16 protein-coding genes are annotated in these 18,410 nt (G+C 60.6%); 10 read left to right on the top strand and 6 right to left on the bottom strand.

Going from position 1 to position 18,410, the window contains the following annotated elements; all coding sequences use genetic code 11:
- Positions 1–81 precede the first annotated feature (81 nt).
- Together choX and betC are read right to left on the bottom strand one after the other, a co-directional pair.
- Positions 82–1,005 (bottom strand): choline ABC transporter substrate-binding protein, encoded by a 924-nt coding sequence (gene choX, locus AB4N64_RS24735; protein ID WP_460119395.1) that lies wholly within the window; start codon positions 1,003–1,005, stop codon positions 82–84.
- A 16-nt stretch (positions 1,006–1,021) separates the two neighbouring features.
- Positions 1,022–2,536 carry a choline-sulfatase gene (betC, locus tag AB4N64_RS24730; protein ID WP_460119393.1) on the bottom strand — a complete coding sequence of 505 codons (1,515 nt, stop codon included), beginning with the start codon at positions 2,534–2,536 and terminating at the stop codon, positions 1,022–1,024.
- A 114-nt stretch (positions 2,537–2,650) separates the two neighbouring features.
- On the opposite strand from betC, the gene AB4N64_RS24725 reads away from it, so the two are divergent.
- The gene (locus AB4N64_RS24725) at positions 2,651–3,601 is read left to right on the top strand and encodes a choline sulfate utilization transcriptional regulator (protein WP_460119391.1); all 951 of its coding nucleotides are present in this window, start codon (positions 2,651–2,653) and stop codon (positions 3,599–3,601) included.
- On the opposite strand, the gene AB4N64_RS24720 is transcribed toward AB4N64_RS24725, so the two are convergent.
- Entirely contained in the window at positions 3,588–4,253 is a 666-nt protein-coding gene (locus AB4N64_RS24720; RefSeq protein ID WP_460119389.1) for an NAD(P)-dependent oxidoreductase, read from the bottom strand. The two genes, AB4N64_RS24725 and AB4N64_RS24720, sit on opposite strands and share 14 nt — an antisense overlap.
- Before the next feature lie 197 nt (positions 4,254–4,450).
- Positions 4,451–4,852 carry a GFA family protein gene (locus AB4N64_RS24715; RefSeq protein ID WP_460119387.1) on the bottom strand — a complete coding sequence of 134 codons (402 nt, stop codon included), beginning with the start codon at positions 4,850–4,852 and terminating at the stop codon, positions 4,451–4,453.
- 395 nt (positions 4,853–5,247) lie between these two features.
- On the opposite strand from AB4N64_RS24715, the gene AB4N64_RS24710 reads away from it, so the two are divergent.
- The 9 genes from AB4N64_RS24710 to AB4N64_RS24670 all read left to right on the top strand — a co-directional run bounded on the left by AB4N64_RS24710 (position 5,248) and on the right by AB4N64_RS24670 (position 15,505).
- Positions 5,248–6,555, top strand: coding sequence for a CitMHS family transporter (locus AB4N64_RS24710; protein ID WP_460119385.1), 1,308 nt, complete (start codon positions 5,248–5,250; stop codon positions 6,553–6,555).
- 84 nt (positions 6,556–6,639) lie between these two features.
- Positions 6,640–7,407 (top strand): TerC family protein, encoded by a 768-nt coding sequence (locus AB4N64_RS24705; protein WP_460119383.1) that lies wholly within the window; start codon positions 6,640–6,642, stop codon positions 7,405–7,407.
- Positions 7,408–7,688: 281 nt separating this feature from the next.
- Positions 7,689–9,347, top strand: a complete 1,659-nt coding sequence (locus AB4N64_RS24700) for a Na/Pi cotransporter family protein (protein ID WP_460119381.1) — start codon at positions 7,689–7,691, stop codon at positions 9,345–9,347.
- 110 nt (positions 9,348–9,457) lie between these two features.
- Positions 9,458–10,873 (top strand): M16 family metallopeptidase, encoded by a 1,416-nt coding sequence (locus tag AB4N64_RS24695; RefSeq protein WP_460119379.1) that lies wholly within the window; start codon positions 9,458–9,460, stop codon positions 10,871–10,873.
- Between the two features lie 40 nt (positions 10,874–10,913).
- Positions 10,914–11,942 (top strand): DUF5924 family protein, encoded by a 1,029-nt coding sequence (locus AB4N64_RS24690; protein ID WP_460119377.1) that lies wholly within the window; start codon positions 10,914–10,916, stop codon positions 11,940–11,942.
- A gap of 54 nt (positions 11,943–11,996) precedes the next feature.
- Positions 11,997–13,145, top strand: a complete 1,149-nt coding sequence (locus AB4N64_RS24685; RefSeq protein ID WP_460119375.1) for an ABC transporter permease — start codon at positions 11,997–11,999, stop codon at positions 13,143–13,145.
- Positions 13,139–13,945 (top strand): ABC transporter ATP-binding protein, encoded by an 807-nt coding sequence (locus tag AB4N64_RS24680; RefSeq protein ID WP_460119373.1) that lies wholly within the window; start codon positions 13,139–13,141, stop codon positions 13,943–13,945. The genes AB4N64_RS24685 and AB4N64_RS24680 overlap by 7 nt, the downstream gene beginning before the upstream one ends.
- A 1-nt stretch (position 13,946) precedes the next feature.
- Complete coding sequence (locus AB4N64_RS24675) at positions 13,947–14,885, top strand: MlaD family protein (RefSeq protein ID WP_460119371.1); 939 nt, start codon at positions 13,947–13,949, stop codon at positions 14,883–14,885.
- A complete protein-coding gene (locus tag AB4N64_RS24670; protein ID WP_460119369.1) occupies positions 14,882–15,505 on the top strand; it encodes an ABC-type transport auxiliary lipoprotein family protein in 624 nt (207 codons plus the stop codon). The genes AB4N64_RS24675 and AB4N64_RS24670 overlap by 4 nt, the downstream gene beginning before the upstream one ends.
- A gap of 116 nt (positions 15,506–15,621) precedes the next feature.
- On the opposite strand, the gene AB4N64_RS24665 is transcribed toward AB4N64_RS24670, so the two are convergent.
- Both AB4N64_RS24665 and gltP read right to left on the bottom strand, forming a co-directional pair.
- Positions 15,622–16,851: a nucleoside recognition domain-containing protein gene (locus tag AB4N64_RS24665; RefSeq protein ID WP_460119367.1), complete on the bottom strand. Its 1,230-nt coding sequence runs from the start codon at positions 16,849–16,851 to the stop codon at positions 15,622–15,624.
- A gap of 198 nt (positions 16,852–17,049) precedes the next feature.
- Positions 17,050–18,381, bottom strand: coding sequence for a glutamate/aspartate:proton symporter GltP (gltP, locus tag AB4N64_RS24660; protein WP_460119365.1), 1,332 nt, complete (start codon positions 18,379–18,381; stop codon positions 17,050–17,052).
- Between the last annotated feature and the right edge of the window lie 29 nt (positions 18,382–18,410).

Genomic DNA, 18,410 nt, shown 5'->3' with positions numbered 1-18,410 from the left:
CTCTCGGTCAGGGTTTTGCGAAAGAGTAACAGCAGATGACATTGTGGGAGCGGCGGTGCGCAGCTCCCACAGGGGAGAACGTTAAAGCTTGGCCTTGACCACCGGCAACGCCTCCTTGCCATCCAGGGTCTTCACGCCGTCCAGCCACTTGTCCAGCACAGCCGGGTTGGCCTTGATCCACGCCTTGGCCGCATCGGCGTTGCTCAGCTTCTTGTTCACCACCTCAGCCATGATGCTGTTTTCCATGTCCTGGGTGAAACTCAGGTTGGTCAGCAACTTGCCGACATTCGGGCAGGCCTGGGCATAGCCCTTGCGCGTCAGGGTGTGCACGGTGCCGGTGTCACCGAAGTACTTCTCGCCACCCTTGAGGTAATGCATTTTCAACTGCACGTTCATCGGGTGAGGCGTCCAGCCGAGGAAGGTTACGAATTTCTGCTTCTTCACGGCCCGCGACACTTCAGCCAGCATGGCCTGTTCGCTGGACTCCACGAGCTTCCACTGCCCCATGTCAAAGTCGTTTTTCTTGATCATGTCCTGCAGCGAAATGTTGGCCGGCGCGCCGGAGCCGATGCCATAGATTTTCTTGTCGAACTTGTCGGCGTATTTGTTCAGGTCGGCAAAGTTATGCACACCCGCGTCCCAGACATAGTCCGGCACGGCGAGGGTGAATTCGGTGCCGTCGAGGTTTTTCGCCAGTTGCGTCACGTCACCGGTAGCCACGAATTTGTCGTAGAAACCTTGTTGCGCTGGCATCCAGTTACCCAGGAACACGTCGACCTGGCCGTCCTTCAAACCCCCGAAGGTGATGGGCACCGCGAGGGTGTCGACCTTGGCCTTGTAGCCCATGCCGTCCAGCAGAAACCCGGTGATGGCGTTGGTCGCGGCAATGTCACTCCAGCCAGGATCGGCCATCTTCACCGTCTCGCAGCTCTTGTCGTCGGCAAATGCCGAGGCACTGCCCAGAGCCAACAGACCGATTGTCAGTGCTGTGGATAACTTTTGCATGGACTTCCCCTTAACATTATTGGTTTTGGCAGGGTTGTGGATAACGTGCTTTGCGCTCCAGGTCGTCGAGGTCGATGTGGTTGCGCATGTACTGCTGACTGGCGTCCACCAGTGGCTGGTGATCCCAGCTCTTCAGCTTGCCGATGGTCAGCGCATCGGCAACGAAACGCCGACGACGTTGACTGGCGAGCACCTGCTGGTGAATCGCCGGGATATCCCATTTGGCCCGTGCTTCGGCGAGAAATTCATCGAACAGCCCACGATGTTGCGCAGACTGGCTGAGTTCTTCCTGCTCGCAGGGGTCATTGTTTATGTCGAAGAGCAGGCAAGGGTCTTGCTCGCTGTAGATGAATTTGTAGGCGCCGCGGCGAATCATCATCAACGGGCTGGTGGTGCCTTCGGCCATGTACTCACCAAACACTTCGTCATGACCGCCCTGCCCTTGCAGGTGCGGCACCAGGGAGCGACCATCCAGTGGCAACCCAGGCTCCAGTGAGCCTCCAGCCAGTTCGACGAAGGTGGGCAACAGGTCGGCGGTCGACACGGCGGCGCTGACCCGTCCTGCACCGAACTGCCCGGGCGCGCTGATCAACATCGGTACGCGGGCTGCCATTTCGAACCAGTGCATTTTGTACCAGAGGCCGCGTTCGCCGAGCATGTCGCCATGGTCGCCGGAAAAGACGATGATGGTGTCGTCGATCAACCCGGTTTCTTCGAGCGTTTGCAGGAGTTTGCCGACGTTGCTGTCGATATAGCTGCACGCACCGAAGTAGGCGCGTCGCGCGTCGCGGATCTTATCCACAGGCAACGGCTTGTCCCATAAGTCGTAAACCTTGAGCAAACGTTGGGAGTGAGGGTCGAGCTCGCTCTGCGCCGGCGTTTCCGGCAACGGGATCTCACTGTCTTCGTACAGATTCCAGAACGCCTTGGGAATCGTGTACGGGTCGTGCGGGTGAGTCATCGACACGGTCAGGCAAAACGGCTGGTCGCCCTCTTCGCGCACGTGATCGAACAGATACTGCTGGGCCTTGAATACCACCTCTTCATCGAAATCCAGCTGGTTGGTACGCACGCACGGCCCGGCTTGCAGCACCGAAGACATGTTGTGATACCAGGTGGGACGCACATCCGGCTCGTCCCAGTTTACCGCCCAGCCGTAGTCGGCTGGGTAGATGTCGCTGGTCAGGCGTTCTTCATAGCCGTGTAGTTGGTCCGGACCGCAAAAGTGCATCTTGCCCGACAGCGCCGTCCGGTAGCCCAGGCGACGCAGATAGTGGGCGTACGTCGGCACGTCGGCGGGGAAATCGGCAGCGTTGTCATAGGCGCCGATCTTGCTCGGCAACTGACCGCTGACCAGGGTAAAACGCGACGGTGCGCACAGGGGGCTGTTGCAGTAGGCGGCATCGAACACCACGCCTTGCGCGGCGAGGCGGCTGAGATTCGGGAGTTTGATAGGCGAAGGGCCGTAGAACGGCAACATTGGCGCGGCCATTTGATCGGCCATGATGAAAAGAATGTTCTTGCGCTTCATGTGATCGCGGCATTCCATAGTGAATATTTATGCGAAAGTGCTGCAATCGAGGATGGATTCCATGCTCTTTGTGGTAAAGCCCATGCAAGACAATGACTAGGATAAGCACAGCTTATGTATGACGCCTTGGGTGATTTGTCCCTGGATCTGCTTCGGGCTTTCGAGGCGGCTGCGCGCCAACGCAGTTTCACCGCTGCGGCTGTGGAGCTGGGCACGACGCAGCCGGCGATCAGTCAGCAGATCAAGCGTCTGGAAGATCAACTCGCCACGCGTTTGTTCGACCGCATTTATCGCGGCATAGAAATGACCGAGGCTGGGGCGATCCTATTTGAGCAAGTTCAGCTCGGTTTGCTGAATATCGATGCAGGATTGAGCGCAATCAGCACTCAGAATCAACACGAAGTGTTACAGGTTGCCACCGATTTCGCCTTCGCCGCCTATTGGTTGATGCCGCGTCTGCACCGTTTCCATGCGGCCAACCCGCAGGTGGATGTCAGCCTGGTCACCAGCGAGCGCAGCCTCAACATGCTGCGCACGGATATCGATGTGGCCGTGTTGTTCGGTGATGGCCGATTCAAGCAGGGCGAAAGTCATTGGCTGTTCAGTGAAGAGGTCTTTCCGGTATGCAGCCCACTGCTGGTGGCGGACCGACCCCTGCCCTTGTCCGCTCAAGCGTTGCTGGAGTTGCCACTGTTGCATTTACGCGGCGAGAACAGCAGCAAATGGTTCGATTGGAGTGGCGTGTTTCGTGGACTCGGCCTTAGCTCGGCGCCTGCGCCTGGCCAGTTGCGCTTTGACAATTACACGCTGCTGATCCAGGCCGCGATTGGTGGCCAGGGTGTGGCAATTGGTTGGCGGCACCTTGTGGATAACTTGCTGGCGCAGGGGTTGTTGTGTCGTCCGATTGCCGACACGGTCATTTCCCGTCAGGGTTACTACGTGGTGCTGCCGCCCCGGAAACGACGCGGGGCGCTGATCCAGCAGTTCGTCGACTGGTTGATGGCCGAACAGGCCAGCAGCGCGCAATCGCTCAGCGGCCTGACATTGCCGTCTATTGCGGTGTAGTACCCACGAAGCTGATGTGGTCACCCACGTGCAGGTTCAAGTGCAACTCATCGGCGATACCTGTCGCGACACGACTGAGACGTTCGAGCGGTTCGGCCAAGCCGGGTTCCAGACTGCTGCTGACCTGGCTGAAATGCTCGATGGTCAGCCCCGCCACGCCTCGCGGTGCGTCGATCAGCGTCCAGTGCAGCGAGCTGCTTTGCAGGGCCTCGCGGATTTCTTCGGCGGCGTGGCGCTGCAGTTGGTCCTCAATCTCCGGGTCATCCAGCAGTTCGAAATCACCCACCAGAAACAATCGCGAAATGCCCGCCGCCTGCAGGCCATCGACTAATGCATCAACCGCCAGCACTTGCTCCACAGGCCCCGGCACAATGCTTCTTTCCACGTGCTCGCTGTTGAATGGCAGCCCTGGTGCATCCAGCAGGCAGATCACTGCCGAGCAGCCCGCCACGCTCTGCTTGACCCGCTCGGCATCGAACAGGTCACCGGTCTTGGTGCGCAAACCGGGACGGGGGGCCAAGGCTGTCAGTTCATCGAGTATCGCGATCACTTCATGCTGACGGCGCAGCATTTCAGCCATCAGCGCACTGCCCAGGCTACTCATGGCACCATACAGCACCACTTTGATGACTGGGGTTTCTGCATTTTTCATGGCTGATCTCCACACTTTCATACGTATATGGCGTGTGACCTGCGGTAATCGGTGAGGGTTCGAAAGGGTTTGGAGGGATTGCCATGCAGCAGATCAAGGGCTATCACGCCCATGTGTATTTCGACGCGAACAGCATCGATCAAGCGCGGGGGTTCTGGATGGGCGCGATCCGGCCATTGGACCTGTCTATTTTTTGATCACAGGGTTTCTTCGGCTTCACCCGGCAGGTGTTCGTCCAGGTGCAACCACGGCAGGCGGCTGTCGGTCCAGATGTGGCGCTCGGCCGGCGCCTGGTCCGGGTGATCGAGGGTGGCGATGGTCAGGTCGATGCTTTCCGGGCTCAGCCGGGTCACCAAGGCGAGCTGCGCCCCACATTTCGGACAGAAGTAGCGTACGCAACTGGCTGAAGAGTCGTACTGCGCCGGCGTGCCTGCAAGCCATTCGAAGGCTGCGGCCGGCACGGTGATCCAGGTGGTGACGATGCCGCCGCTGACCCGTCGGCAAATCGAGCAGTGGCAATGGGCGATGTCACGCAGCGGTCCGCTGAACTGGTAGCGCAGCTGGCCGCAGTGGCAGCCGCCGGTGTGGGTGTCGGTCATGTCTGTTGCTCCTGCGGTGTCTTTGATTATGCCTTCGCGAGCAAGCCCGCTCCCACAGGGTCCGCGCCGTCCTGTAGGAGCGAGCTTGCTCGCGATGGCTTCACCTCGGTCTCACGCCCCGACGACCGGTCACGCATCCGGTCACCACTTTCACGGGCGAAAGCTGGCTGAAAGCTTCCCCGATTAGGATCGCCCCACTACCGGCAACAGACCGGTCGGCCAATGCCAGCGTTTTACCGCTCGCACAGCCCATTAAACAACAACAATGGTGACCCTGATGTCCTTTACTACCCGCCGCTTCGCCATCACTCCGCCCGTACGCCTCGCGCTTCCCGTTCTGCGCTGACCCCTCCGGTTCGCCCATTCCCTAGCCGCGCTACGCCTGGAGTATTCCCATGCTGACTTTCCTTGGCTTCGCCATGGTCATCACGTTCATGTTCCTGATCATGACCAAGCGCCTGTCTGCGCTGATCGCCCTGATCATCATCCCGATCCTCTTCGCCCTGTTCGGTGGTTTCGCCCCGAAAATCGGCCCGATGATGCTCGAAGGCATCACCAAGCTTGCGCCAACTGGCGTGATGCTGATGTTTGCCATTCTGTACTTCGCCCTGATGATCGACTCCGGCCTGTTCGACCCGGCCGTGCGCAAGATCCTCAAGATGGTCAAGGGCGACCCGTTGAAGGTTTCGGTCGGTACCGCCGTTCTGGCGCTCGTTGTCTCCCTCGACGGCGACGGCGCGACCACTTACATGATCTGCGTGGCCGCGATGCTGCCGCTGTACAGCCGTATTGGCATGAGCCCGCGCATCATGGCCGGTCTGATCATCCTCGCCGGTGGCGTGATGAACATGACCCCATGGGGTGGTCCGACCGCCCGTGCCGCCAGTGCGCTGCATGTCGACCCGTCGGCGATCTTTGTCCCGATGATCCCGGCGATGGCCGCTGGTGTGGTGGCGATCCTGGCCATCGCTTACTTCTACGGCAAGCGTGAGCGTGCGCGCCTGGGTGAGCTGCACCTGGTGGGTGATGAAATCGACCACAGCGAAATCAGCGTTTCGCAGTTCCCGGATGCCCGTCGTCCGAAGCTGATCTGGTTCAACGGCGCATTGACCCTGGCGCTGATGTGCACCCTGATCGCCGGTCTGTTGCCGCTGCCCGTGCTGTTCATGGTGGCGTTCAGTATTGCGATGATCGTCAACTACCCTTGCCTGCAACAGCAGAAGGATCGCGTCGCAGCGCATGCTGGTAGTGTGCTGGCGGTAGTCGGCCTGATCTTCGCGGCGGGCATTTTCACCGGTATCCTCACCGGCACCGGCATGGTCGACGCGATGTCCAAGAGCCTGCTCGCGGTTATCCCGGATTTCCTTGGGCCGTACCTGGCCGTGATCACCGCGCTGGTGAGCATGCCGTTCACGTTCTTCATGTCGAACGACGCGTTTTATTACGGCGTGCTGCCCGTGCTGGCCGAAGCCGCCAGCCATTACGGTATAACCGCAGTAGAAATGGCACGTGCCTCGATCGTCGGTCAGCCCGTCCACTTGCTGAGCCCGCTGGTACCATCCACCTATCTGTTGGTGGCGCTGGCCGGTATCGACTTCGGTGACCACCAACGCTTTACCCTGAAATGGGCAGTGCTGGTGTGCATGTGCATACTGGTTGCTGCATTGCTGATGGGGATTTTTCCGCTGTTCAGCACTCTATAAGCCCAAGACTCACCATAAAGAGTCCAGGCTTCGTTGATTGAAGCCCGGACTTTTTTGGTTTAACACTCGCTCAAAGGAATACACATGGAATGGCTGACCAACCCTGAGATCTGGGTTGCCTTCTTTACCCTGACTGCCCTGGAAATCGTCCTGGGTATCGATAACATCATCATGATTTCGATCCTGGTCAGCCGCATGCCCAAGCACATGCAGGCGCGTACCCGTATCTTCGGCCTGGCGCTGGCCATGGTCACACGCATCCTGTTGCTGCTGTCCATCACCTGGGTCATGCGCCTCACGGCCGATCTGTTCGAAGTGTTCGGCCAGGGCATTTCCGGGCGAGACCTGATTCTGTTCTTCGGTGGCCTGTTCCTGTTGTGGAAAAGCTCGCAAGAGATGTACCACGCGCTGGAAGGCGAAGACGAAACCAACGACGAGCCAAGCGGCAAGGGCGGCAATTTCCTCTACACCATCATCCAGATCGCGATCATCGACATCGTGTTCTCGCTGGACTCGGTGATCACTGCTGTCGGTATGGTCTCCCACGTGCCGGTCATGGTCGCGGCGATCATCGTGGCCGTCCTGGTGATGATGTTGGCCGCCGGCACCATCAGCGATTTCATCGACAAGCACCCGTCGCTGAAAATGCTGGCGCTGTCGTTCCTGCTGGTGGTGGGTACCGTGCTGATTGCCGAAGCCTTCGACGTTCACGTGCCTAAAGGTTACGTCTACTTCGCGATGGGCTTCTCGCTCGCGGTAGAGGCCATCAACATCAAGATGCGCACCGCCATCGCCAGGAAGAAAAAGCAGCAGGACCCGGTGAAACTGCGCAAGGACATTCCGGGACAGTAACCCGAAACGCCGAACTTCTGTAGGAGCGAGCATGCTCGCGATGGACTCGAAAACGCCACGGGGTGCCAGGTACCCAGCGTTATCATTGACGACCATCGCGAGCATGCTCGCTCCTACAGGGGTAATGCGCTTCACATGACGGTTTTGTTTCAAACCTTTCTTTGGCTGTGCGATGCTGGCGCACAGACCGTTAGCCAACTACAGCTTAAGTACAAGACGTAGAAATTCGCGCGGTACCGTCAACTTGCTCCATTGGGGCGCTATCACCACAGGGGGCCTGTATGCTCACCCTGCTCAATCTGCTTTCCGCCGTGGCCCTGCTGATTTGGGGCACGCACATCGTCCGAACCGGCATCCTGCGGGTCTACGGTTCCAATCTTCGCCATGTAATCGGCCAGAACATGTCCAGGCGTTGGCTGGCATTTCTGTCGGGCATTGCCGTCACGGCCATGGTCCAGAGCAGCAACGCCACGGCGATGCTCGTGACGTCCTTCGTCGGCCAGGGATTGATGGCGCTGACCCCTGCCCTGGTGACCATGCTAGGGGCCGATGTCGGTACGGCGCTGATGGCGCGGGTGTTGACCTTCGACCTGTCCTGGCTGTCGCCACTGCTGATCTTTCTGGGGGTCATTTTCTTCCTGTCGCGCAAGCAGACCCGTCTCGGCCAGATGGGCCGCGTGGCCATCGGCCTGGGGCTGATCATCCTGGCGCTGCAACTGATCGTCGAAGCAGCCGACCCGATTACCCACGCCAAAGGCGTCAAGGTGATTTTCGCTTCGCTGACCGGCGACATCCTGCTCGATGCCCTGATGGGGGCGCTGTTCGCCATGATTTCCTACTCCAGCCTGGCAGCGGTGTTGCTGACCGCGACCCTGGCCGGTGCCAAAGTGATCAGCCTGCCGGTAGCCTTGGGCCTGGTCATTGGCGCCAACATCGGCAGCGGTGTCCTGGCCTTCCTCAGCACCAGCATGCAAAACGCCGCCGGGCGTCAGGTGGCCCTGGGCAGCCTGTTGTACAAACTGATCGGGCTGCTGCTGATCATCCCGGTGCTCGATCCGTTGGTGCACTGGATCGACAGCCTGGATTTCAGCCCGCAGGAAATGGTTATCGGCTTTCACCTGCTCTACAACTCCGCGCGCTGCCTGATTTTGCTGCCCACCGTCGGGCCGATGGCCAGGTTCTGTGCCTGGGTGCTGCCGGAGCAACCCCAAGCCAACGGCATGGCCAAACCCCGGCACCTCGATCCGACGGCGCTGGTCACGCCCAGTCTGGCGCTGGCTAATGCGTCTCGGGAAACCCTGCGCATGGGCGATCTGATCGACCACATGCTTGAGGCCATGCTGGATGTGCTGCAGGGCAAGCAAACCGCCGTCACCCAGGAAATACGCCGTCTGACCGATGATGTCGAAGCGCTGTACAGCGCGATCAAACTCTATCTGGCGCAGATGCCCCGCGAAGACCTCAGTGACCAGGACAGCCGCCGCTGGGCGGAAATCATCGAGCTGGCGATCAACCTCAAGCTGGCCAGCGACCTGATCGAGCGCATGCTGCGCAAAGTCCAGCAACAGAAAACCTCACAGCGCCGCTCGTTTTCCGAGGTTGGCCTGGAAGAGTTGGCGGGGCTGCAAAGCCAGTTGATTTCGACATTGCGCCTGGGCCTGTCGGTGTTTCTCAGTGCCGACAAGGAAAGCGCCCGTCAGCTGCTGCGCGAGAAACGTCGCTTCCGCGCACAGGAACGCCGCCTGGCCCACGCCCATGTCAGCCGCTTGCAACGTAAAATTGTGCAAAGTCTGGAGACCAGTTCGCTGCACCTGGAGCTGATCGCCGATATGAAGCGTCTGAGCTCTCTGTTCTGCAGCAGTGCCTATGTGGTGCTGGAAAACGCCGACACCGGGGCACTGATGGTCGACGATTTGGCTGACATCACACATTCGCCTTGAACGTCTGGCACAGTGATCAGTCAGTAACTTGGATCTGTAGGAGCGAGCTTGCTCGCGAAAGCGCCCTGACTGACGAAACGGATCCCTGACTGACTGCCCGGAAGCTTCTTATGCGTTGCCTGTTGTTCGCCTGCCTGCTGCTGGGCTCTCTCCCTTCTTTCGCCCTGGATCGCTTCCAGGTTGAGGGCTATACGCTGCGCAACGGCCTGCAACTGCTGCTCAAACCGGGCAGCGAGCGCGGGCATGTGGCGATTCGGCTGGTGGTAGGTGTCGGCATCGATGATTTCAGCTGCGCCGACAAAGAGCTGCCGCACCTGCTCGAACACTTGCTGTTCAGCGGTATCGACGCCACCGGTGAAGGTGGCCTGGAAGAGCGCATGCAGGCACTCGGTGGTGAGTGGAACGCCTTCACCAGCAACGCCGACACCACATTCGTCATCGAAGCCCCGGCGAAGAACCAGCGCAAGGTGCTCGACCTGCTCCTGGCGTTGCTCACGCAGACCCGCATCGATGACCACGCGATCAACGCCGCCAAGCAGGTGGTCGAGCGAGAGGACGGCGGTCACTACACCCATCTGCAACGCTGGCTGGATCGTCAGGACCTCGGTCATACCGCGAGCAATCAACTGGCGGTGGAACTGGGCCTCAGATGCCAGGAGCGGCCCGAAGTCGATCACCTGACCCGCGAACAACTGGAGTCGGTGCGCAAGGCCTGGTACGCGCCGAACAACATGACTCTGATCGTCGTCGGCGACCTTGAGCGTCTGCTGCCGGCTTATCTGGAGCGGGCCTGGGGTGCGCTCAAGGCGGTAGACCCGAGCGAGCATCCGCCCTTGCCGGTGATCCTGGCCAGCGCCGCCCATGAGCGTACCTTGAGCCGCGGCCTCGTGGGCGACACGGCCAAACTGCACTGGCTAGTGCCGGAACCGGTGCTGGACGATGTCAATGACGCCACCTTCGACTTGCTCAAGGACTACCTGGACTGGGCGCTGTATCGCCAGTTGCGCCTGGCGCACAGCCTGTCCTACGGTCCGTCGGCCGAGCGCGAGGTATTTGGCGGGGTGGGCTTCATGAGCCTCAATGCCGATCTTGAGCGAGGCGATGTATCAAAGGCTGCGCGGGCGCTGGACGAATTGAAGGCCGGCCTGCTCAAGAACGGCCTCGACGCCGACACCTTCAATCGCCTCAAGCAGGCCGCCATGGCACGCCAGGCCTGGGCCGTGCAAGGCAACAGCGCATTGGCGGATTACTACTGGAGTGCGCTGGGCGATTACGAGGACGGTCGATTCTCTGACCCGGCCCGGGAGTTGCACAGCGTGACCCTGGCGCAAGCGAACAAGGCCATGCGTGAATTGCTGATCCAGCCGGGTTACCTGCGGGTGGAGAAGCCGCTGCTGGGTGATGATCAGTTGATCGTGGCGATCGCCGCCGTCCTGGGTCTTCTCGTATTGGTGCTGCTGGGTTGGTGCTGGCGCGCGCGGAAAACGGCGCAGGATCGGCTCGCCACAACGACCCGCGGGCGGTAACCTGTCGAGGATTTTTCCCACGACTACTGCGAATCGCCGAATGCCGACCCTGACCTTGTACGTACAGCGCCTTCTCGAATTGATGAAGCGCTACCCAGGCGTCATTGCGCTCGGCGGTTTCATCTCCGGGGTCGCCAGTTTCATGCTGGTGGACCGCCAACAGGGCCTGGCGACCTGGATCACCGTGATCATGGTCCTCAGCTGGGTCTGGCTGATGCTGGAAAACAGCCTGACGCAGCTATTTACACGCATCTTCAAGCGAGAAATCCCACAACCTTTGCTGCGTTACGCGACGCAGATGATCCACCAGGAAAGCCTGTTCTTCGTCCTGCCCTTCTTTTTCATCACCACCACCTGGAATAGCGGCCAGTTGTTTTTCACCGGGCTGTTGGGCATTGCCGCGCTGATTTCCATTATCGACCCGCTCTACTACAAATGGCTGGCCCCGCGGCGCTGGGCGTTCCTGGCGCTGCACACGCTGACGCTGTTCGCCGCGCTGCTGACCGCCCTGCCCGTCATCCTGCACCTGACCACCTCCCAGAGCTTCAAGCTGGCGCTGGGCACGGCGGTGGTCCTGTCGTTCCCGAGCCTGGCGTCGATCTTCCCGATCCGTACCGTGCGCAATGCCGTGGCGATCCTGTGCATCACCGTCGGCATTGGCGCTGTGGGCTGGGTCCTGCGGTCGTGGGTGCCGCCGGCCACGCTGTGGATGACCGACGTCGCGATCAGCACGCAGATGCAGGACCGCACGCCGGGCGACAGCCTCCATGAAGTGAGCGCCGAGCAGATTCGTGGCGGCGGGCTCTATGCCTACACGGCGATCAACGCGCCACGTGGTCTGGACGAGCGGATTTATCACGTCTGGCAGTTCAATGGAAAAGAGGTCGACCGCATTGCTCTGGACATCCATGGTGGTCGCAAGGAAGGCTACCGCGCCTGGACCCATAAACAGAATTTCCCCGGCAACCCGGCGGGTGACTGGCAGGTTCGCGTGTTGACCGAGGACGGCCAGTTGATCGGTGTGTTGCGATTCAAGATCACAGACAGCACACCGACCAAAGAAAAGTAACGGGGTTCGTGCTATTACGTAGCTCTGCGTAATAGCCGAACAAGCACGGAGCTTATGACCAGCAGCACAACGCCCGGCAGTGCCCTGATGGACACATCACTCTCCCCCGCGCAATTGCGGGTCGTGGGTGACTGGACGCTCGCCCACTACGCCGCCCTCAAGGATCTGTGCGAAAAGCTGCGCGGCCAATACGACAACAACACCCACATCGACCTCAACGGCCTCGGCGCGCTCGACACCGCAGGTGCATCGCTGCTGGCGGAGTTGCTGGGCTCGGAACGTCTTGGACGATCCGCCGAACACCCTGATTGCACCTTGCCCACTGCGGATCGGGCGTTGTTGCAGACGGTGTATCGCTCGATGACCGATTTCTGCGTACCGATCAAGGAGCCGGAGATCAGCGTCGGCATCCAATTGTTGACGCGCATCGGCCGTGCGGTGGATGCCGTCTGGCAGGACACCCTGCAACTGCTGGGTTTCGTCGGGCTGATCCTGGAAACCCTCGCCCGCGGATTGTTTCGCCCCTGGCGTTGGCGGATCACGCCGATGGTTGCGCACATCGAGCAGACCGGCCTCGACGCCGCGCCCATCGTCGCCCTGCTCACGTTCCTGGTGGGCGCCGTGGTGGCGTTCCTCGGGGCGACGGTACTGGCCAACTTCGGAGCGACGGTGTTTACGGTCGACCTGGTGGCCTTTTCCTTCCTGCGCGAGTTTGCCGTACTGCTGACAGCGATCCTGATGGCCGGCCGCACGGCCAGCTCGTTTACCGCGCAGATTGGCTCGATGAAGGCCAACGAAGAAATCGACGCCATTCGCACCATCGGCCTCGACCCCATGGAGCTGCTGGTGGTGCCACGGGTGCTGGCATTATTGGTGTCGCTGCCGATGCTGACGTTCCTGGCGATGATCTCCGGAATCGTCGGCGGCGGTGTGGTCTGTGCCCTGTCGCTGGATATTTCCCCGGCGATGTTCCTGTCCTTGCTGCATTCGGACATCGGCGTTCAGCATTTTCTGGTGGGGATCGTCAAAGCGCCGATCTTCGCGTTTCTCATTGCCGCGATTGGCTGCCTGGAAGGTTTCAAGGTCAGCGGCAGTGCCGAGTCGGTCGGCGCCCATACGACATCGAGCGTTGTGCAGTCGATCTTCGTGGTGATCGTGCTCGATGCCGTGGCCGCCCTGTTTTTCATGGAGATGGGATGGTGAGTCGTCCACTGCGTGCGCCCTCCGAGGCGGTGATCGAGGTACGTGGCCTGTGCAATCGCTTTGGCAGCCAAAGCGTGCACGAAAACCTCGACCTGGATTTGAACAAGGGTGAAATCCTTGCCGTGGTCGGCGGATCCGGCAGCGGCAAGTCGGTGCTGCTGCGCAGCATTGTCGGCTTGCGCCAGCCCAGCGAAGGCATGGTGAAGGTGTTCGGCAAGAACCTGCCGACCCTGTCTGAACATGAGCGCTCGCTGGTCGAGCGGCGGTTTGGCGTCTTGTTCCAGAAAGGCGCCCTGTTTTCTTCGCTGACGGTGACCGAAAACGTCGCCCTGCCCCTGATCGAACACGCAGGCCTGAGCCGTGAGGATGCCGAGCACCTGGCAGCAGTGAAACTGGCGCTGGCCGGCCTGCCGCTGTCCGCCGCCGACAAATACCCTGCCTCGCTGTCCGGCGGGATGATCAAGCGCGCTGCGCTGGCCCGGGCATTGGCGCTGGACCCGGACATCCTCTTTCTCGACGAACCAACCGCCGGCCTTGACCCGATTGGGGCGGCCGCCTTTGACCAGTTGATCCTGACATTGCGCGATGCGCTGGGCTTCAGTGTGTTCCTGATCACTCACGACCTCGATACCCTTTACACCATCACTGACCGCGTAGCCGTGCTGGCGCAGAAAAAAGTGCTGGTGGCAGGCCCCATCGATGTCGTCGCCGAAACCGATGATGCGTGGATTCACGAATATTTCCACGGCCCTCGCGGCCGCGCGGCGTTGACCGCCGCCCAACAGTTGAAAGAGGTCTGACATGGAAACCCGAGCCCATCATGTATTGATCGGCCTGTTCACGGTGATCGTCGTCGCAGGCGCCCTGCTCTTCGGCTTGTGGTTGGCCAAGTCCAGCGTCGACACCGAGTTCAAGGACTATGAAGTGGTCTTCAACGAGGCCGTCAGCGGCTTGTCCAAAGGCAGTTCGGTGCAGTACAGCGGGATCAAGGTCGGCGACGTGGTGACCTTGCGTCTGGACCCGAACGACCCGCGCCGGGTGCTGGCGCGCATTCGCCTGGGCGGTGACACGCCAATCAAGGAAGACACCCAGGCCAAACTGGCACTGACCGGGGTGACCGGAACGTCCATCATCCAGCTCAGTGGCGGTACCCCGCAGAGCCCGGCCCTCAAGGGCAAGGACGGTGAGTTGCCGACCATCGTCGCCTCGCCCTCGCCCATCGCGCGCCTGCTCAATGACAGCAACGACCTGATGTCCGGCGTGAACATGCTGATGCACAACGCCAACCTCCTGTTCTCCAGCGAAAACGTCGAGCGCATCGGCAAGACCCTGGAACACCTGGAACAAACCACCGGCACCATCGCCGAACAACGTGGCGATATCCGCCTGGCGATGCAGCAATTGGCGTCGGTCGGCAAGCAGGCCAGTGGCATGCTGGAGCAGACGTCGACCCTGATGCGCAACGCCAATGGCTTGCTCAATGATCAGGGCAAGCAGGCGTTCGGCAGCGCGGAGCAAGCCATGAAGTCGCTGGAACAGAGCAGCGCCACCCTCAATAAGCTGCTCAGCAGCAACCAGGATTCGCTCAACAACGGTATGCAGGGACTCAATGGCCTGGCACCGGCGGTGCGAGAACTGCGTGAGACGCTGACGTCGTTGCGGGCCATTTCACAGCGCCTGGAAGCCAATCCCAGCGGCTACCTGCTGGGCACTGACAAGAACAAGGAATTCACGCCATGAAGCTGTGTCACATTGCTCTCCTTGGCGCCTTCGCGGTGACCAGCGCCTGCTCGATCCTGCCCAAGGCCGAGCCCTCCGATGTGTATCGTTTGCCTTCGTCCCAGAGTGGCGCAGCCAGCAGCCATGGCACCGCGCAAAGCTGGTCGCTGCGCCTGGTCAAGCCGCAGGCCAGCGAGGCGTTGAACAGTCGCAACATCGCGGTGATCCCCCAAGGGGATCTGATCAGCAGCTACAAGGCTTCACGTTGGAGCGACCCTGCGCCGGAACTGCTGCGCAATCGTCTGCTCGATGGCTTCCAGCATGATGGCCGGGTGTCGTTGTTGAGCACCGACGACAGCAATTTCCAGGCAGACCTGGAACTGGGCGGAACCCTCCAGGCCTTCCAGACCGAGTACCAGGGCAAGGCCGTCAGCGTCGTGGTGCGCCTGGATGCCTTACTGGTGCGTGGTTTTGACCAGCGCATCCTCGCCAGCCGCCGCTTCGAAGTGCGTCAGCCGCTGGGCGACGTCGCCGTCCCATCGGCGGTGAGCGGGTTTGGTCGGGCCAGTGATCAACTGACGGCGCAGGTGGTCAACTGGGCGGTGGAACAAGGCCAGAAGGTGGCGCCAGCGCGCCCGTGAGGCCAATGATCCCCCTGTAGGAGCGAGCGAGCTCGCGATGCGGTGTGCCATGGAACATCTAGGGTGGCTGATACTCCGCGATCGCGAGCAAGCTCGCTCCTACAAGGGAACTTGGATTAACCGAAGAACCAATAACAAACCCCAATTGCCCCCAGCACCCCAGCCAACTCCGCCAGCAACGCACAGCCCACCGCATGCCGGGCGCGCTGGATGCCCACCGCGCCGAAGTACACTGCCAGCACATAGAAGGTCGTCTCGGTGCTGCCCTGAATCGTCGCCGCCACCAGCGCCGGGAAACTGTCCACGCCGGAGGTTTTCATGGTTTCGATGAGCATTGCCCGGGCAGCGCTGCCGGAAAACGGCTTGACCATCGCCGTCGGGAGCGCATCGACGAAGCGGGTGTCCCAGCCGGCCCATTCCACCAGGTGACGAATGCCATCGAGGCCGAAATCCAGCGCCCCGGAAGCACGCAGCACCCCAATCGCACAAAGCATCGCCACCAGATACGGCAGCAGGTTCTTCGCCACATCGAAGCCTTCTTTCGCTCCTTCGACAAAGGCCTCGTAGACCTTCACCTTGCGCAGCGCGCCGATGATCAAAAACAGCATGATCAGGCCGAACAGCGTGAGGTTGCCCAGGATCGATGACAGGCCGGCCAATGCAGTGGCCGACATCGTGGCCAACAGCGCCATGAAGCCGCCAAGCAAGAGAACGCCGGGAATCAGGTAGGCCAGCACCACCGGGTCCCAGACCCGCAGGCGCTGCATGAACGCGACGGCGAGGAAACCCACGATGGTGGAGCAACTGGTGGCCAGCAGGATGGGCAGGAACACCAGCGTCGGGTCAGGCGCGCCTTGCTGGGCGCGGTACATGAAGATCGTCACCGGCAGCAGGGTCAGCGAGGAGGCGTTGAGCACCAGGAACAGGATCTGCGCGTTGCTGGCAATGGTGTCGCTGGGGTTGAGTTCCTGCAATGCCTTCATGGCCTTGAGGCCGATGGGGGTGGCGGCATTGTCCAGGCCCAGGCCATTGGCGGCGAAGTTCAGGGTGATCAGGCCGATGGCGGGGTGGCCGGGCGGCACTTCGGGCATCAGGCGCAGGAACAGGGGCCCCAGCGCCTTTGCCAGCCATTCGACGATCCCGGCTTTCTCGGCGATCCGCAGGAAGCCCAGCCAGAGGGTGAGGGTGCCGAACAACAGCACCATGACTTCGACCGACAACTTGGCCATGGCGAAAATACTCTCCACCATCGCCGCAAAGATTCCGGCGTTGCCGCCGATCAGCCACTGCGCCAGCGCCGACACGGCGGCCACGATGAAGAAGCCAAGCCACAGGCCATTTAGCATCAGTCAAATCCCCCAAAAGATGCGCGAATGATAGCGGGGCGGCCAGAAACGACAAACCCCGGATTGTTCCGGGGTTTGTTTGGGTGCTGGGAGTTAACCCTGTGGGAGCGAGCTTGCCCGCGATGGCTTTATGTCAGCCAACAAATAGGTTGAAGCTGCCGACCTCATCGCGGGCGAGCCCGCTCCCACAGGTAAGACTTAACTGTGAGATGACTCAGCGACCGGCATTTTTTCCTTGCTGCGCCAGTGCGGCAGGGAGTTCCAGTAGCGCTGGCCCTTGGCATCGTCGTACATGCCTTCCCAGCGTGAGATGACCAGTACAGCCAGTGCATTGCCGATCACGTTCAGGGCGGTCCGCGCCATGTCCATGATGCGGTCGACACCGGCGATGAACGCCAGGCCTTCCAGTGGGATACCGACGCTGCCCAAGGTGGCCAGCAGCACGACGAAGGATACGCCTGGAACGCCGGCGATGCCTTTGGAAGTAACCATGAGGGTCAGCACCAGCAGCAGTTGCTGGCTGATCGACAAGTCGATGCCGTAGAGCTGGGCAATGAAAATCGCCGCGATGCTCTGGTACAGGGTCGAACCGTCGAGGTTGAACGAGTAGCCGGTCGGCACCACGAAGCTGCAGATGGCTTTCGGCGCACCGTAGGCTTCCATTTTCTCGATGACACGCGGCAGCACGGTTTCCGAAGATGCGGTGGAGTAGGCCAGGACCAGCTCATCCTTGAAGATGCGCATCAGCTTGATCACCGAGAAGCCGAACAGGCGAGCGATCAGGCCCAGTACCACGAAGGCGAAGAAGGCGATGGCGACGTAAACCAGTATCACCAGTTTCGCCAGCGGCAGCAGCGAAGCGAAGCCAAAATTGGCGACAGTTACCGCGATCAGGGCGAAAACGCCGATCGGGGCGTAGTTCATGATCATGTGAGTGACCTTGAACATGCTTTCCGATACGCCCTGGAACATCGTGACCAGCGGATCGCGCAGTTCCGGCTTGAGGCTCGACAGACCGAGACCGAACAGTACCGAGAAGAAGATGATTGGCAGCATTTCGCCGCGGGCCATGGCCGCGAAGATGTTGGACGGGATCAGGTTGAGGATTGTCTCGATGAACGCATGTTCATGCTGAACTTCGGCGGCGGTCGCCTGATACTTGGAAATATCCACCGTACCCAGCGTACTCATATCGATGCCGGCGCCCGGATGGAATACGTTGGCGAGCAGCAGACCGACCACGATGGCGATGGTGGTAACAATCTCGAAATAGATGATGGTCTTGAGGCCGATGCTGCCGAGTTTCTTCGCATCGCCCACGCCGGCGATACCGACGACCAGCGAGGAAATGACGATCGGGATCACGATCATCTTGATCAAACGGATAAAGATATCGCCCGCCGGTTGCAGGACGTTGCTGATCCACCAGGCCTTCTCCGCACTGAAGTGGTTGAGCAGCGCACCGATTGCAATCCCCAACACCAGACCGATGAGGATCTGCCAGGCGAGGCTGAGCTTTGCCTTCTTCATATCTTTACCCTTACTTCAGTTTGACTCGG

This window comes from Pseudomonas sp. S2_C03, from assembly GCF_054668405.1.
Note: the sequence above shows the minus strand (reverse complement) of the source record. Positions and strands in the feature narration are given on the sequence as shown.